This is a genomic window from Laspinema sp. D2d (assembly GCF_025370755.1).
GTDB lineage: Bacteria > Cyanobacteriota > Cyanobacteriia > Cyanobacteriales > Laspinemataceae > Laspinema.
This window is the reverse complement of sequence record NZ_JAMXFC010000026.1, coordinates 17,587-33,669: the sequence shown is the minus strand read 5'-3', so window position 1 is coordinate 33,669 and position 16,083 is coordinate 17,587. Positions and strand designations below refer to the sequence as shown.

At 45.9% G+C, this 16,083-nt stretch carries 10 protein-coding genes and 1 pseudogene; 1 reads left to right on the top strand and 10 read right to left on the bottom strand.

Annotated features, from left to right (window positions below):
- Positions 1-236 precede the first annotated feature (236 nt).
- The 6 genes and pseudogenes from NG796_RS17355 to NG796_RS17335 form a co-directional block, all read right to left on the bottom strand.
- Positions 237-914: a hypothetical protein gene (locus tag NG796_RS17355; protein WP_261208124.1), complete on the bottom strand. Its 678-nt coding sequence runs from the start codon at positions 912-914 to the stop codon at positions 237-239.
- A gap of 85 nt (positions 915-999) precedes the next feature.
- Positions 1,000-1,338, bottom strand: coding sequence for a 2Fe-2S iron-sulfur cluster-binding protein (locus tag NG796_RS26485; protein WP_317619322.1), 339 nt, complete (start codon positions 1,336-1,338; stop codon positions 1,000-1,002).
- A 6-nt stretch (positions 1,339-1,344) separates the two neighbouring features.
- Positions 1,345-2,880: pseudogene (locus NG796_RS17350) on the bottom strand (ferredoxin--nitrite reductase); the annotation flags it as partial.
- A 594-nt stretch (positions 2,881-3,474) separates the two neighbouring features.
- Positions 3,475-6,015: a helix-hairpin-helix domain-containing protein gene (locus NG796_RS17345; protein WP_261208120.1), complete on the bottom strand. Its 2,541-nt coding sequence runs from the start codon at positions 6,013-6,015 to the stop codon at positions 3,475-3,477.
- A gap of 318 nt (positions 6,016-6,333) precedes the next feature.
- Positions 6,334-7,269 (bottom strand): hypothetical protein, encoded by a 936-nt coding sequence (locus tag NG796_RS17340; protein ID WP_261208118.1) that lies wholly within the window; start codon positions 7,267-7,269, stop codon positions 6,334-6,336.
- A 513-nt stretch (positions 7,270-7,782) separates the two neighbouring features.
- Positions 7,783-7,917: a hypothetical protein gene (locus NG796_RS17335; RefSeq protein ID WP_261208117.1), complete on the bottom strand. Its 135-nt coding sequence runs from the start codon at positions 7,915-7,917 to the stop codon at positions 7,783-7,785.
- 25 nt (positions 7,918-7,942) lie between these two features.
- Here NG796_RS17335 and NG796_RS17330 point away from each other — a divergent pair, with 25 nt between their 5' ends.
- Complete coding sequence (locus tag NG796_RS17330; RefSeq protein WP_261208116.1) at positions 7,943-8,311, top strand: DUF4342 domain-containing protein; 369 nt, start codon at positions 7,943-7,945, stop codon at positions 8,309-8,311.
- Between the two features lie 257 nt (positions 8,312-8,568).
- On the opposite strand, the gene NG796_RS17325 is transcribed toward NG796_RS17330, so the two are convergent.
- From NG796_RS17325 to NG796_RS17310, 4 genes are all read right to left on the bottom strand, one after another.
- On the bottom strand, positions 8,569-10,098 hold the full coding sequence (locus NG796_RS17325; RefSeq protein WP_261208115.1) for a trehalase family glycosidase: 1,530 nt from the start codon (positions 10,096-10,098) through the stop codon (positions 8,569-8,571).
- A gap of 248 nt (positions 10,099-10,346) precedes the next feature.
- Complete coding sequence (treY, locus tag NG796_RS17320) at positions 10,347-13,142, bottom strand: malto-oligosyltrehalose synthase (RefSeq protein WP_261208114.1); 2,796 nt, start codon at positions 13,140-13,142, stop codon at positions 10,347-10,349.
- A 149-nt stretch (positions 13,143-13,291) separates the two neighbouring features.
- Complete coding sequence (gene treZ, locus NG796_RS17315) at positions 13,292-15,127, bottom strand: malto-oligosyltrehalose trehalohydrolase (protein ID WP_261208113.1); 1,836 nt, start codon at positions 15,125-15,127, stop codon at positions 13,292-13,294.
- Between the two features lie 254 nt (positions 15,128-15,381).
- Positions 15,382-16,032: an HAD family hydrolase gene (locus NG796_RS17310; RefSeq protein WP_261208112.1), complete on the bottom strand. Its 651-nt coding sequence runs from the start codon at positions 16,030-16,032 to the stop codon at positions 15,382-15,384.
- Between the last annotated feature and the right edge of the window lie 51 nt (positions 16,033-16,083).

Sequence of the window (16,083 nt, the reverse complement as noted above, 5' to 3'; positions counted from 1 at the left end):
GGTTCGGAAAGTCAAGTATAGAGTTTCCGACTGGACTCTATCAATACTGCCCTAGTCTTGACGGTACAAGTAGCATAACCGAGTTTAAAAAACGGTCAATCTCGAACAATTGGATTTACCCTTTAGTCTTTTCCCTGGGTTGTCCCGGGATGCCTGGAGGGGAAGGAATCAGCCTAGATGATCCCCCGCCTTGCGATCGCCCACTTAGTCCTCGTGCAGCTTTCAGCGGCTCAGTTCTAGTTCCCCACCCAAGGACTGATTTCTAAGGTCCCGCTGGGCATGAGCAAGACTAGAAACTTAGCCTGGGGCTCGGTTGAAGTTTCAGCTAGGGGCGCGGTATTCGAGGTTAATTCCGGCAGGGGGGTTTCCCCCAGGTAATCTTCAGCCGGTTGATTCAGTGAGTCATACCCGGCGATCGCCCCATCCTGTTGCACCTGGACTTGATAGACTAAATTGCTGGTAAAGGTCGGATAACTCTTCCAGTTGCCATCAATTTGTTCGTACAGTTTTTGACTGAGGCTGGTCAAGGTTGCCGGGTCCGTAATTGCCGGGGTGGGCGCGGGTTCGCTGAGCATCGGGACAGCGGCAGGGGCGGCAGGGGCGACTTGTGGGGTAATCGCAGCAGGGGTTGCCGTCATGGCGGGTTGAGTCGCCGAGGGTTGCACTTGAGCCTCCACCGGAGCTGTTGCTGGGGTTTCCGCCACTACGGGGGCTTCGGCTTGAGCTTTCTGGGCGAGACTATGTTGAACTAGGGTCTGATGCCAGCTACTGAACATATATCCAGAAAACCCTAGGACACCTACGGCACAGATGAGTTGTAGGGCCAGGGAATTGGAGGCTTTGGGGGTTTCATCTGCTCCCGGACTAGAAGAAACGGAGTTAGTCGGTTTGGAGGCTAATTCTTGAGAAGACATGGATTATTTTACTCCTGTTGAGATAAAGTTGCGGATTGACAGAACGTGATGGGTTTAAGTCAAAATTTCTTGACAAGTGCCTCGGTTAGGCGTCAATTTCCACGGGACCGATGGGATGGGCGCTACAGGCCAAAATATATCCTTGCTGGCGATCGCCATTGCTCAGGGCCTGGGGTTCATTTTCGTAGCGAACCTCTCCGCTGAGGAGTTTTTGCTTGCAAGTCCCGCAAGTTCCACCCCGGCAACTGCTATCGAGTTCGATTCCCTCGCGTTCAGCAATCTCTAAAATCGGGGCAGAGTCATCGCAGGAAATGGTTTTACCAGACTTGGCAAAGGTGACGATTGCCGGTTGACTTGCTTTCGCGGTAGAGGGTTCAGTTGACTCTTCTAATTCCGGAGGTACATCGACAATGGCATGAGCCATTCCAGGTTTCAGTTTCGCCTCAAACTGCTCGACGAGTAACTGCCGTAATACGGGTTTCAGGTCCTCGCAGGGAATCCCCTTTTGAACACAGCTACCTAGGTGAGCATCCTTGCCCACTTTACCGCCCATGTACAGGTCCACCCCTTCCACAGTTTTGCCATTTTTGCGGGTTTTGGTTCCCATCAAGCCAATCTCTGCGACTTGGGGTTGTCCGCAGGAATTGGGACAGCCAGTCCAGTGAATTCGGACGGTTTTGGGGATTTCTAATTCGGCTTCGAGTTCTTGAACTAAGGCTAAAGCGCGATTTTTGGTTTCAATTAAGGCAAAGTTACAGAATTGAGCGCCGGTGCAGGAAACGAGCGATCGCGTCAGGGGTGCGGGATCAATTCTAAATTTCTCTAAAATCGGTTCTTGCAATAAGGCTTCTAACCGCGAATCGGGAATATTCGGAATAATGACATTTTGTTCCACCGTTAACCGGATCTCACCATTGCCATAGACTTCCGCCAGTCTAGCCAACTCAAACATCTCGGGGGCAAACAACCGACCCACGGGAACATTGAATCCCACAAAGTTTAAGCCCGCTTGCTTCTGAGGGAACACGCCCAGATGATCCCGTTTTTCCCAAACAATCTCATCTTTCTCAGCAGCTTCGGCTAGTGGTTTTCCGAACTCTTGCTCGACTTCAGTCCGGAATTTCTCTACGCCCCATTCGTCGATCAGCCACATTAAACGAGACTTCTGGCGATTGGCTCGCGGTCCATGATCTCGGTAAATTTCTAAAATAGCACGGCATAATTCCACTACATCATCATTGGGGGGGACCCAAACATTGAGGGGGATCGCCGCTTCACACCGTTTCGCCGAGAAAAAGCCCCCGACGAGTACGTTAAAGCCAATTTCTCCATTTTTATAAGCCGGAACGAAGGCAATATCATTGATTTCGGCATGAATAGAGTTGTCTGGACATCCACCGATCGCAATGTTAAATTTCCTCGGTAAGTTGGTAAAAGCGGGGTTACCCTCTCCCGTATTGGTAATCATATCTTGGACCTTTTGGACCAACTCTTGAGTATCGATTAACTCATGTTTGTCGATCCCTGAAACCGGAGACCCTGTAATGTTTCTAACGTTATCCATCCCCGACTGAATCGAGGTCATTCCCGCTGCTTTAAATCGGTTGAAAATATCGGGAATATCTTCTATTCTGATGCCCCGCAGTTGGAGATTTTGTCGGGTGGTAATATCTGCATTTCCATCCTCTCCATACCGCTCTACGATCTCGGCAAGGACCCGCATTTGCAGACTATTCATGACTCCATGAGGCATCCGCATCCTTACCATGAACTGACCGGGCGTCACCGGGCGAAAGAACACCCCCAGCCACTTGAGCCGGTAGTCGCGATCGCTCGCATCAATGGCCTCCCAGCCCATTTGAGCAAAATCTTCTAGCTGATTTTTTACATCAAGTCCGTCTTTTTCGGCCTTGATTTTTTCAAATTTATTTAAACTCGTTGTGGGCTTTTCTGTGGCTAACGTCATAGAGAACCTCGTTTTATCTGTTGCCTCTTAATGAAAATAATAACCTAGCAAATTTCTAAAAATGTCCAAACCGTATCATTGATTACCTTATTTTTATTTAGATTCATTTTCTCCTTTATTTCCGCTTGATTTCCCTATAAGTTAGTCGCATCAACTAGGGGGATGCGTATCTAAAGTTACAAAATATTTATAAGTATGATTTTTACGCAAGGCAGCAATGCACTTTTCACATAATCAAGGGCAACAGTGGCTGCAACCCTGATTTTTCGGTGCAATCCGCTCATTTCCCAGTTCAACCTCCCTCCTGAAGGCAATATCTTCAGTGTGGAGTAAGGACTAAAGGTAGGAGGATATCTATAAAAAGCCCCAGGCTTGAGCCTGCGGGTTTTTATAGCCCGATAACAACCGGATTCCCTGACTTTTAGCCCGCGTAAGCGGGCTTCGTTAGTATAGTCCCAGGCTTGAGCCTGCGGGTTTTTATAGACCGATAATAACCGGATTCGGGATGAAGTTGCGAAAAAAACAGAGATGTAGCGGTGGTGCTACATCTCTGTTTATACATTTATCCTAGAGTTATGGAAAAAAGATACAATGTTAGTAAATGGCTAACGCTGAGAACCAGGCAATTAGGGAACCGAAGAGGAACGCTAGAACGACTCCGGTTTTTAAGAGGGGAGTTTGCGATCGCATGAGGGCGAGTTGGGATTCTAGCTGCGATCGCTGTTGGTTGGCAGCTTCCAATTGTGACAGTGCCTCCGATCGCTCGCGGTTAGCTTGGGTGACTCGGGATTCTGCATGGGATTGATCCTGCAAGACGCGCTGTAATTTTTCTTGGGTTTGTGATAAATCCCCCTGGAGTTGGGACTGTGCTGCGTGGGATTTGGCAAGCTGAGTCTGTAAGTCCGATCGCTGTTGTTGTGCGCGCTCGTTTTCTGCCTTAATTTGAGCGAGTTCGGTTTGCAGGTGCGATCGCATCTCTTCCACTCCCAGTAATTGGGTCCGGGTTTCAGAAAGTTGGTGTTGCCAGTCCTGTTTCTCCCCTTCCAGGTGTTGCAATCTTTCCCCCCGTTCCTCTAGGTGGGATTGAAGCTGCGATCGCTCTTGTTGCGATTGCGTTAACTCGGTTCGCACCTGGTTCAGTTGAGAGTTTAATTCCCCTGATTGCTGTTGCGCTTGCGTTAACTCGGTTCGCACCTGAGTCAGTTGAGAGTCGAGTTCCCCGGAATGCTGTTGCACTTGCGCTAACTGCGATCGCACCTGGTTCAGTTGAGCGTTTAATTCCCCTGATTGCTGATGAGCTTGTTCTAACTCAGTTCGCACCTGAGTCAGTTGAGACTCGACTTCCCCTGAATGTTGTTTCGATTGAGCTAACTCCGTTTGTAACTGATTCAGTTGAGAATTTAATTCCCCTGAATGCTGTTGGGATTGAGCTAACTCCGTTTGTAACTGATTCAGTTGAGAGTTTAATTCCCCTGAATTTTGTTGGGATTGAGCTAATTCCGTTTGTACCTGAGTCAGTTGAGAATTTAATTCCCCTGAATGGTGTTGGGATTGAGCTAATTCCGTTTGTAACTGATTCAGTTGGGAATTCAATTCCCCTGAATTTTGTTGGGATTGAGCTAACTCCGTTTGTACCTGAGTCAGTTGAGCTTCTAATTCCCCTGAATTTTGTTGGGATTGAGCTAATTCCGTTTGTAACTGATTGAGTTGAGCTTCTAATTCCCCTGAATGGTGTTGCGATCGCGCTAACTCAGTTTGTAACTGACTCAGTTGCGCTTCTAATTCTCCTGAATGTTGATGAGCTTGCCCTAACTCAGTTTTCAGCTCTTCCGTTTGGCGAGTAGAAGCTTCTAACGCAGACTGAATTTCCTGTAATTGAGCCTGTAATTGAGCCGTTTGCTCTTGAGTTTCGGTGAGTTGGGTACTCTTTTGCGCCAGTTCCGATTCCAGGGATTCAGATTGATTTGCCTGAGCCAACTGCTGCCGAGTTTCCTCTAGTTCTGATTGAAGTTGCGCTGTTTGTTGTTCCGCCCGTTCTAAGTTGGTCCGAATCTCCTGTAACTCCGATTGCAATTGACCCGAATGCTGAGTCGCTTGCTCTAAATCCGATTGTAATTGAGCGTTACGTTCAGTGGCGGTTTGTAATTGTTGAGCAGTCGCATTCCCTGGGGACTGTTCATGGGCGGGGGTTTCTGCGGTAGAAGGAGCAGGCATAGCAACGGGTTCTGGGTCGCGGGGTGCCGGGGAGGGGTGTGCCTCCTGGGTTGCAGTTTCTGGGGCGACGGGGACATCTAGGATCGGCGGTAATGCCACGGAAGGGAGTTGCAACCCGGCAGCGGATAAGCGCTCAATTAAGGTTTGATTGGCCTGAATCCGGAACCAGGAATAGACAGACTGGGCAGTTTCGGGGCTGATCCGTTCCATAGCCTCTAGTTCGGCGATTTCAGCTTTGGCGAGGTCTCCGACGGTGGCAAATTCTTGGGCGAGCACTTGTGCAGTGGCCCGACCGACTTGGCGAATGCCTAAACTGGCGAGGACTCTGGACCAGGGGAGGGATTTGGATTTGGCGATCGCCTTGAGCAGGTTTTTTGCCGATTTTTTCCCCATCCGTTCCAGGGTGATCAGTTGGTCTGCGTTGATTTCGTACAAGTCGGCCACGGATTTAACCAAACCATGTTCGATCAGTTGGTGGGCCAGTTTTTCTCCCAATCCGCTAATTTCCATTGCATCGCGACTAGCCCAATTAAGCAAGCTGTAGGGAAGAATGGGCGCACAGGAGGAGTTAATACAACTGATTTCATCATCAGCCGTCCGGATGACAGGGGATCCGCATTCGGGGCAGTGCTTGGGCATTTTAAAGGGTTGAGTGCCGGAAGACCGTTCTTCGGAAATGACCCCCACCACTTCCGCCATTTTGTCAGTTCCCCCATGACACAGGAGGAGGGTATCGCCAATTTGGGGGTTTAACTCGGTGAAGCGATCGCTGCCGAGGAAGGTGGCGTACTCAATTTTAGTCCCTTCAACCTCAACGGGTGCAATTTGCGCGATCGGGGTCAAATGGCCGTTGCGTTCAACTTTAATTTTTATTGCTTCGATCTGCGCTCGGACTTCTTTTGTGGTAATATCGGTCGTCACTTCTTTTTACCTCCTCTAATCCTTTTCTTTATTGGTTAACATTGAGGATCATCCTCGGGTGATCGGGGATCGACGCTAAACTATTAAGTCTGGCATAGAAGAAACTATTTTAATTGAAAACTGGGTGGCTTCTAAGTCCCCAAAAGAATAAAAATAGACGGCTATTCTATTTTGCCCCCAAGCTGCCCGCTTAAATCCCCAGAAACTGTGGCGGGGATCAGGTGCAATTCCTTCGCCAGGGGCGTTTCACCCGGGAGGAGGAAAGGTCTATAGAGGCGGGGGAGTAGGGTTTCGGCAGTTCAATCCCCGGTGATCCCTCTACCGATCCATGCCGAATGGATCATTCTGCGGAGTTCGAGGCAGTTCCTGAAGCGGGGTAAGTTTGGGTTGGAGTTTCAATTGTTGCTTTAACTGGTTGATCTCCCGGGAGAGTCCGGAGATATCTTCATAGAGGGAGGCGATCGCTTCCGTCTGTTGCATTTGGTTTAAACTATCGCTTAACCGGGCCACAATGCGGCTTAATTTAGACAGTTGGGCCATTTCTGGTCGGGCGTTAAACTTTTGAGTTAGGGTATCCACCTTCCGGGTGAGAATCAAATCAGTCTGTTGTAACTTTTGAATTTCCCCTTCCAATTGCTGAAGGTAAGGCGAGAGGACCTCTCGGCGATCGGCTTCCACTTGCAAAATTTGACGATGCAGTTTGTCAAAGTCTTGCAAATCAATAATCGGGCGTTGTGCTAAAAATTGAACGGCCACATTCAATGAGGCAATTTTGGCTTCAAACCGGGTGAGATCAAAAGGTTCGGTAAATTCAGAAATTTGTTTTTGCAAAGCGTCAATTTTTAAACTTAAGTTATCGTAAACTTTTGAGGTCATAAACGCAGCTTTGCCCTCAATCATGGTCACGGATTTGTTCAGTTTTGATAACTCTTCATGAACTTCAGATAAATTAATAGTAACTGGCGCAGGGATGGTTTTTAATTGGCGGTCTAATTCTGATAGTTTGAGTTCAATTTCAGAAATAACTAAGGGGATTTTCTCGTCTTGCAACCCGTCTCGACGTTTCTGGTTAATAAAATTTAGCCAGAGGGCAAGGGTTACGGGGGCAGCCGCATAAGCCGCCTGTTTGGCGATCGCCGCTGCTACTGTCCCCACAACGGATCCTACTAATAACAGAAGTTCTGTTGTTTCAAGCCAATGATCCGGTTTAACCCGTTCCCTGAATTGGATGAGTAGATGCTCCTGTTTCAACATGGAATGATACCCATTTAAAGTGATTAATTTACCTAAAAAGAGATGCTTTAAAAAAGGTTAAATCAAGAGATAAAACAACCCCTTGAGCCGCATCAATTAGAACGGTTTTACCTTATCAGTTCTGAGAAGTTTTCCCGGTCCTAAATAGAAGTTTAGACCCCTCCATGATGGCGATCGCTGTTGAACCGTATTGAATCAAGGGGATAAGAAACTGGATTTTCTCTCCTCATGGGAGCAATAGAAGTAGAGACCCGTTGGTAAAAAAACACGGTTTCTACCCCTTACTGTACTAACGTCCTAGACGGTCAGGGAGAGGTTTTCAAATCCTCCCTTGCTTTCACCCGGTTGTCAAGAGTGCGACCCCAGGCAACCCCTCCTCCTTTTGCCTCAATTCTCCTCGCTCTCCCTCCCGTTCTCTGTTGAGTTCTGCTGTGATGATTGTAGCGAAAATAGGCTCAACTCTCCATCGGTTAGGTTCAAAACCCTCTCTCTCTTCAGAATCCCTCGTTCCCGTCACTGGAGAACTACACTCAACTCCCTCTGAAAACGACTGGGATACCTCATTCTCCCAGTTTTACCCTCCAGGCGATCGCTTCCCCTTGGGCGATCGCCACTCATCCCTAAAACCATTTGATAGACTATAAGCATACTTTCATTTACAGGACTGATTATCATGACTGAACCTATTCGTCCAAAAGATCCCCTCGGAACTCCTTTCCAAGAACCTGTCATTAGTTCTTCCCAAGAACCTGTCCTCCCCATTGACCCCGAAGTGCAAACTAATTCAAACGTTCGGGTTGAAGAGTTTAAACTTAATGGAGACGACCTGGTAAAAAAAGTTAGAGAACTAATTCAACAAGGAAATGCCCGACGGATTGTCATTAAAAATGAAGAAGGTCACACATTAATTGAAATTCCTCTTACCGTGGGCGTTGTCGGAGGAACCATTGGGGTGGCTTTATTTCCCGTGGTGGCAGCAGTTGGCGCAATTGGGGCAATGGTCGCTCGTCTCACCCTAGTGGTTGAAAAAAAAGAAGAATAGACGGCTGATAAACCGCATAAAAAATGCCCTCTCTTCCTTTTTTTAGGCAGCCTTTTAAAATGTTGTAATCGGTTTTCTTTATATCCAATCCACCCCGGATTTATGGATCAGATTAAGCAAAAGAGAGGGGTAATTTATGAAGTACCCCTCTCTTTCAAAATATCCGCTTAAAATTTCCGCGATAAGTCCTAGTTTAACATTACCCTTTCTCAGTGGGTTTGATTCCGTTAACCGCACCCTTGAGGGGGTATTGGTTTTTACATCTTTTTCGCTTCGGCTAACAATTCCAAAATTGAACCATTGGTCCAACCAAATCCCACTTCATTGGTATTGTAACCAAAAACAATTTCGTTGGAAACTTCTGAAGAACAGGAGAGAACGTCATATTTTTCTAAAAGTGTGCCGGTTTTTTCAAATTCTTGGGTGACTAAATTAATGAATTTGCCCCCAATGCGATCGCCTTCACTGCGATATCCATAGCGATACAATCCTTCTACCGCAATTAAGGTTAAAGGTGCCCAACCAAAGGGCGCATCCCATTGATTTCCAGTAACATGAGAACTGGTAAGCAATCCTCCGGGGGCTTCAAATAACTCCAAGTTTTCTACCACGCGTTGCGCTTGTTCTTCTGATGCCAGTCCAACCCATAAGGGATAAAATGTTGTGGCAAATTCATAGAGGCGGCGTTCGTTGGTTCGGAAGTTATAATCTAAGTACAAACCGGAGGGTTCATCCCAGAGGAATTTATCGATTAACTGATGACGGGTTTGAGCGCGCTCATCCCAGGATTCTGCCAGTTGCGGATTGCCTAAAATCCTCAGAATTTGGGCAATATCTTGCTCCATTCGATAGAGTAGGGCGTTTAAACAAACCGGCGCGTAATGGATAATATCGATATTAAAAGGACCAAAACGGTTGGAGGGGTCGAATCCTGATTCTCTCATGGAGCGATCGCCTTTATAAAAAAGGTCAGTCAGGGTATCGGTTTCTTTGTCGTAATACAAGCTCACATCATACGCCATCACTTCAAATCGTCGATAATATTCTCGGATGCGATCGTAGTGAGTTCGCCCTTGAGCATCAGTTTCTGATACCAGCACTTCCGGGGCGGGTCCTTCTCCTAAAGCACAATAGCGAGAAAGTCCCGTGGATTGATTCAAGTGGGGGGGGACAATCCAATAATAGTAATGACTTTCTACCGCCCCCAATAGCGATCGCAACCAGTCTTTATCCTGAGTCTGTTCATACACCGCCAAAATCATCGGGGTTAAAAACGGCGGTTGCGATCGGGATAACAAATAACTCCGATTCGCATTTAAAATCGTTCCATAATGGTCGATTTGATAAATTAGCTGATCTACTTGACTTTTTGCTAATTCTATCTCCCCATCCCGTAACAATCCCAGAACAATAAAATAACTATCCCATCCATACATTTCATTAAACCGACCCCCCGGTACTACATAATCTCCGGGAAGATACAACAATCCATGTTCGGTAATTTGGTCAATTTCTGAAGGAAGACTCAAAACTTCAATTTGTTTAAATTCATCGGGGGTTAAAACCTTTTTGAATTCGGCTTCTACCCGAGCTTTATCCTCCATTGCAGAAATATAAATCGGCCAGCGTTGGTTATCTGTATGACCGATTTTTTCATCTTTGGCCGCTTCTAAAATATGAGCATGAGAACGATAGAGAGTTTTCCAAGTTTTTTTGATATATTCTCTCATCGCCGCAATGCGACTCGGACTCGGGAATTCGTTCGGTTGAAAGACATCTGCTATCATGGTTATCAAGCGTTGATATTAAATTAACGGTTTAAAAAGAACGCAAATCTATCTCAGATATCGCCCTTTATTCTATTGTAGCGTTTCTGTAAAAAAGCGGTCAGAATGCCCCTTTCATCTGCCCTTGGGATGAGGGACTACTGATTTTATAGGGTTCCTCAACCTCAAATAGAGACGGAAAATATCCGTCTCTAAATCTGCCTTTAGGGGGCTGCCATCGGGTTAATTTAAACGAGAGTCACCCCTGATTAAGAGGGTTGACTCATGAGCAAGGCGATGGGGAAATGGGTTAAGGTTTGGGCAATGGACAAACTGCCATCGGTTTGAATGGGTTGTCCGGAAATTGCATCCTGCCACTGGGAGGGGAGTCCGGAAGGCAATTCTAAATGGGTATCTTGCCAGACTTGTCCCAAGGGGAATGTGTCTGGTTGAATGAGATGAGTGAGAAAGCGGGGTGCGATCGCGATCGCTACTTGATTGCCGTGCGATCGGGCAAACCCTACCACATTTTCGCTAAATTTTCCCGACCCTTTCAAGGGGTGGTAATCGCCCGTTTGGAACAGTTCAATTGCCTGGGTTCTTGCTTCTAAAATTCGGGCGATCGCAAAGAGTTTAATCTTTCCCGATTCTGGATGAGACAGTAACTCCTTCATCAAGGCTAAAATATCCGCAGATGCTTGGGTACGAATCTCTCTTAACCCTGTTATCCGTTGCTCAAAATCCACAGGACGCCGATTATCGGGGTCAACTAAACTTAAATCCCACAATTCCGTTCCTTGATAAAAATCTGGCACTCCAGGAGTAGTCAGTTTTAGCAACACTTGAGCCAAAGAATTATAAACCCCATAAGCGGCTATTTTCTCTTGGAACGGCTGGAATTTTTGTAAAAATTGATTTTCGGGTGACGGTTGCATTACGGCATCGATAAAGGCCAGAAATCCCTCCTCATAAGCGGTATCTGGGCGCAACCACGCCGTATGTAATTTCGCCTCTCGCACCGACTTAATTGAACAATCTTTAACCCGCTGAATAAATTCAGAATACTCGCTTTCCGCAAAGGGAAAAGCACCTAATAAGGTTTGATAAAAGAAATATTCATCGTTAGCAGTAGGCACGACTTTATCGGGCAGTTTTGTTTTATGCCCTTGATTAATTTCTCGCCAGGAGGTGATTTGCTGTTCCCACTCATCGGGAATTTCTGACAGAACATTGATGCGGGCACGGACATCTTCTCCCCGTTTGGTATCATGGGTAGAAGTGGCATTCATTTTATGAATCCAACTGTCTTTTTGTTGAGTATTAAACTCATGAAACTCATCTAAAGTCAACCCAAACTGGGCGGGGTCGCCACCGACTTCATTAAGAGAAACCAACCGATTGTAAACGTAAAAGAGGGTATCTTCAATCCCTTTTGCCATCAAAGGTCCTGTCCATTGCTGAATCCGCATCACGGAATAGAGACGCTGTTCTCGTTCTTCTTCCGTTAAATAATCCGCATTTTCCAGTAACATTAATTTTTCAATAAACTCAAGCTCTTTTCCCTGCAAGGGTAGAAGCTCTTTTGCTTGATCAATCACCTCTTGGATATAGTGGCGATCGCGACTGCTGACCCCCTCTCCATTAATATAGGTGCGATAGACGGGGAACGCTACCAGTACCTCCACCAGTGCTCGTTTTAGAGAATATAAGGTAAAATCTCGACCCTCCCGGGATTGATTGGCGATGGATTTTAACAAATGAGCCAGATTGTCTGCATCTCCTGCCATATTGCGATCGACAATCAGATGCTTTTTCTCAAAAAACAAATCTTTATAACTGTGATTTAATCCCGTAAACTTGCCATAAATCTCACTGAATCGGTCTTGATTATTGCGGTTACAAAACAACCCATTCAGGCGATTCATAAAATCATAGCCACTGGTGCCCTGAATCGGCCAATTGGATGGCATAATTTCGGCCATTTCCAGGATTTTTTCTACCGTAATATAGATATCTCCTAATTTTTCTCGCAATCGTTGTAAATATTGCTGAGGGTCATAAAGTCCATCAATATGATCAATCCGGACCCCGGTAAATTTCCCCTCTTTAACTAGCTTGGTGATTAAATGATGGGTATCATGAAATACCCGCAGGGTTTCCACCCGAACGGAAATCAGTTCATTCACCGTAAAAAATCGTCGGTAGTTAATTTCTTCCGCCCCTACTTTCCAAAAGGTGAGGCGATACACCTGTTCCCGCAGCAACTCTTCCAGTAAATTAAAGCTTTCGGGTATTCCCGGTGTGCCATTAAATTCCTTTAGGTTATCCTGGATAAATTGGCAGATATCACGATTTTGGTCATATAACTCCCACAACAACCCTTTAACAAACGTCAGTTGATCATATCGTTCTCGTCCCTTGGTTTCAGCCGGAATACTTTTTAGTAAGTAAAGGATTCCCAACAGTTTGATAAACTCGGGATGATTTCGTCCCAAAGTTCTTCGCAGTGTGCCTAAATTATGAGTCAAAAAAGATACATAAGACTCGATACGGATGGGCAGTTTTAGGCTATAATACTGGACGGTTAATCCTGTGGCATCGTATTGAAGCTGAATTTCCCCATTTTCCAGACATTCTTGATAAAAGTTCCCCAGTAAAGGAGCGAGAACCCCTTCACTAATATCCCCATAAGGCGCATTCCAGGCAATATCAAAATAGTCAAAATAATCCGAGGATGCTCCATTTTCCAGGACATCCATTAGCATGACATTTTCACTATCATAGGCGGTATGATTGGGGACAATATCTTGCACCCATCCGAGGTCTTTTTCTTGGACTTTTTTAATCAAGGATTCAAAAGCCTCTGGGGGTCCCAGTTCCGGATTAATCTGGTTGGGGTCTACCACATCATAGCCGTGGGTACTGCCTTGACGCGCTTTAAAAATAGGCGAAGCATAAATATCTGAAATTCCTAAATCGGCCAGATAATTAACGATTTTTTCAGCGTCTGTAAATTGAAATTTAGAGTTAAATTGAATGCGGTAAGTGGCTTTGGGAATTCTCATGGTTTAACTTGAATTGGGGTGGAAATAAAAGGTTTACAAGGGGGGTATAACATCAAGCTATTTTATATGCTGTCCGCTTGAGTAGGTAGGAGATAAATCCTCTCCTGCCGTTTCCCGGCGGTACCCGAGAACGACAGGGAGGAGTATTTTTATTCCGCCATTTGATAAACGGCGACGGTTAAAGGGGGAATTGAAACGGATTTCTGGGGGTGAAGCACTTCCGGTAAGGAGGACCCTGAACCTTTCCAAGTTTCTTCAGAAGAGTCTAAGATTTTTTGCCAATTTCCCTCGGGAATATTCGGTTCAAATTTGACGGTGTTAGTGCTGAAATTAATCACATAAAAGACTTGACTCTTTTCAGCCCATCGCCGGACAAACAAGAGATTTTCGGCTTTCAGGCAGCTACAGTCTAGGGTTTCTTTACTGAGCTTTTTCAGGGCTGGAACGGTGCGACGTAATTCAATTAATTTGCGGTAAAAGTTCCATAAAACCTGGTGTTGACCTTGTTGATGTTTTTCCCAATTCAGTTGGCATTGAGAAAAGGTGTTAACATCTTGAGGATTATTAAATTTCCCTGATTCAAAACCTTTCTTAAATTCTTTTTCTTTGTCTTGGCGGATTGCTTCGATGAGGTCGGGGTCCGAGTGGCTGACAAAATATAAAAATGGGGCGGTTTCTCCATACTCTTCGCCCATGAATAAAAAGGGTAAGAAGGGAGAGAGTAATACGGCGGCTGCGGCTAGTTTGAGCCCGTCAAAGGAAATCAAATTAGAAAGCCGATCGCCTCCAATTCGGTTGCCGGTTTGGTCGTGATTTTGAGAAAATACAATAAATTGATGAGCGGGTTGATCCTTCGCCGAATTTCCATGTTTGCGCTTGCGGTGGGGCGCATATTGTCCATCATAAATAAACCCCTCTTTAAAGGATTTAACCAACTGTTCAATTTGACCAAAATCTTGATAGTATCGGTCACTTTCTCCCGTCAATAACGTATGCAAAGCATGATGGAAATCATCACACCATTGGGAGTCCAGCCCATAGCCTCCCAGTTCTTTAGGACGTAAAACCCGCGCATCGTTTAAATCGCTTTCCGCTGTGATATAAAATTTTCGTCCTTCCTGCTCAGATAAGTCCGCTACGGCATCAGAAAGTTCCTGCAAAAAAGGCCGAGCCCCCATTTCAAAAATAGCTTGAATCGCATCTAAGCGTAATGCATCAATGTGATACTCTCGCAGCCAATAAAGGGCATTTTCAATGAAAAAGTGGCGCACTCCATCGCTGTATTCTTCATCAAAATTTAGCGCTTCTCCCCAAAGGGGTCGATATTTGTTGGTAAAATAGGGACCAAAATCGGGTAAATAATTACCTTCAGGACCGAGGTGGTTATAAACCACATCTATAAGGACGGCGATGCCTTGTTGATGACAGGCATCAACTAATTGTTTTAATTGATCAGGTCCTCCGTAGGAATTCTGGACGGCATAAGGAAATACGCCATCATATCCCCAGTTGCGATCGCCAGGAAATTGAGCGACTGGCATAATTTCAATGGCATTAATTCCCAAATCTTTTAAGATGCCAAGACGGGGAATAATTGCCTCAAATGTTCCTTCAGGGGTAAATGTGCCAACGTGGAGTTCATAGATGATATACTCTTCCAGGGGAAGGTTACACCAACTGCGATCGGTCCAGGAGAAGGCTTTTGGGTCTACCACGGCTGAGGCCCCATGTACCCCATCGGGTTGGAAATGCGCGGCGGGGTCGGGTCTCATCAGATTCCCATCTAACCGATAGAAATATCGAGTCCCCGGTGTAATCCCTTCCGCAGTCGCCTTCCAGTATCCTTCCGCCTGCCTTTCCATTGCGATCGCCCGGTTTTTATCCTCCGCAGCAATCACTACCGCTACTTCCTTAAGCGTGGGTGCCCACACGGTAAACTCACAGCGATCGTTCCCTAAATAATTAGAACCTAGTGTAACCGTCATACGTTTTAATAGAACCTACTGATTAGAGTGGGAATAGACCCTTTAAGTCTCAAATAAACTCACTCTTGATTATTGCTGCAAACAGGCCAACACAGCATCTTTCTAAAGAGAGAAGATTTAAGGGGCAAATTCATTTACAATACCATCGCATTCAGAAGGTATCGGCTAAATGGTATCAGAGAAAACAATTGCATTGTTTTTGCGCGATAAAACAATGCAATTTAACCCCAAATCTGAAGAGAACAGAAGGGCCTCTAAATCGTATCCAGCAACTTCCACAGTTCCGGGTCAGTGAAATCAGAAACCGCCATTGATGCACCCAAATCTTTGAGGTACTTCGGCAATTGAGTCGAGGCAATGCCAATGGTGTAAATACCAGCCCCCACCGCTGACCGAATCCCCGAGGGAGAATCCTCAAAAGCGATCGCCTCCGATGCGCCAATCCCTAATCTTTCCAATGCCACTCGATAAGGAAGCGGATCAGGCTTGCCAGCGGGTAAATTTTCTGCTAAGATTACCGATTCAAACATTTCAGTTAATCCCAACACTTGTAACATGAATTCTACATTTTTCGGGGGAGCATTCGTGACGAGCGATCGCAATAATTTCCGTTCTTCAGTCCAGGCTAAAATAGTGGAGACCCCGGCCAATTGCTCTAGTTTTAAGGCGAGTTTGCGGAACCTCGCTTCTTTTTCATCTGCAAGTTGCTTCCCCTCCAACGGTGAAAGTTGAGGGAACAAATCTTGAATAATTGCCTCATTCAGCCGTCCGGTAATCCGGGCTTGATAAAAGGCTTCATCAATCTCCATCCCATACTCCCGCAACAGTTCCACCCAAGTTTTAAAGTGAGTGGGGTCAGTGTTGCACAGGGTTCCATCTAAATCAAAAAGTAATGCCGATATCATTGTGTCTCCAGAAAGCCAGTAAACTGAGATTAGCCGAAAATTCAGTTTTTT

Bases quoted from the DNA above. Each gene is read 5' to 3' on its own strand.
- NG796_RS17355 (WP_261208124.1), bottom strand. From the start codon at position 914: ATGTCTTCTCAAGAATTAGCCTCCAAACCGACTAACTCCGTTTCTTCT.
- NG796_RS26485 (WP_317619322.1), bottom strand. From the start codon at position 1,338: ATGGCTCATGCCATTGTCGATGTACCTCCGGAATTAGAAGAGTCAACT.
- NG796_RS17340 (WP_261208118.1), bottom strand. From the start codon at position 7,269: ATGTTGAAACAGGAGCATCTACTCATCCAATTCAGGGAACGGGTTAAA.
- NG796_RS17335 (WP_261208117.1), bottom strand. From the start codon at position 7,917: ATGCTTATAGTCTATCAAATGGTTTTAGGGATGAGTGGCGATCGCCCA.
- NG796_RS17330 (WP_261208116.1), top strand. From the start codon at position 7,943: ATGACTGAACCTATTCGTCCAAAAGATCCCCTCGGAACTCCTTTCCAA.
- NG796_RS17325 (WP_261208115.1), bottom strand. From the start codon at position 10,098: ATGATAGCAGATGTCTTTCAACCGAACGAATTCCCGAGTCCGAGTCGC.
- treY (WP_261208114.1), bottom strand. From the start codon at position 13,142: ATGAGAATTCCCAAAGCCACTTACCGCATTCAATTTAACTCTAAATTT.
- treZ (WP_261208113.1), bottom strand. From the start codon at position 15,127: ATGACGGTTACACTAGGTTCTAATTATTTAGGGAACGATCGCTGTGAG.
- NG796_RS17310 (WP_261208112.1), bottom strand. From the start codon at position 16,032: ATGATATCGGCATTACTTTTTGATTTAGATGGAACCCTGTGCAACACT.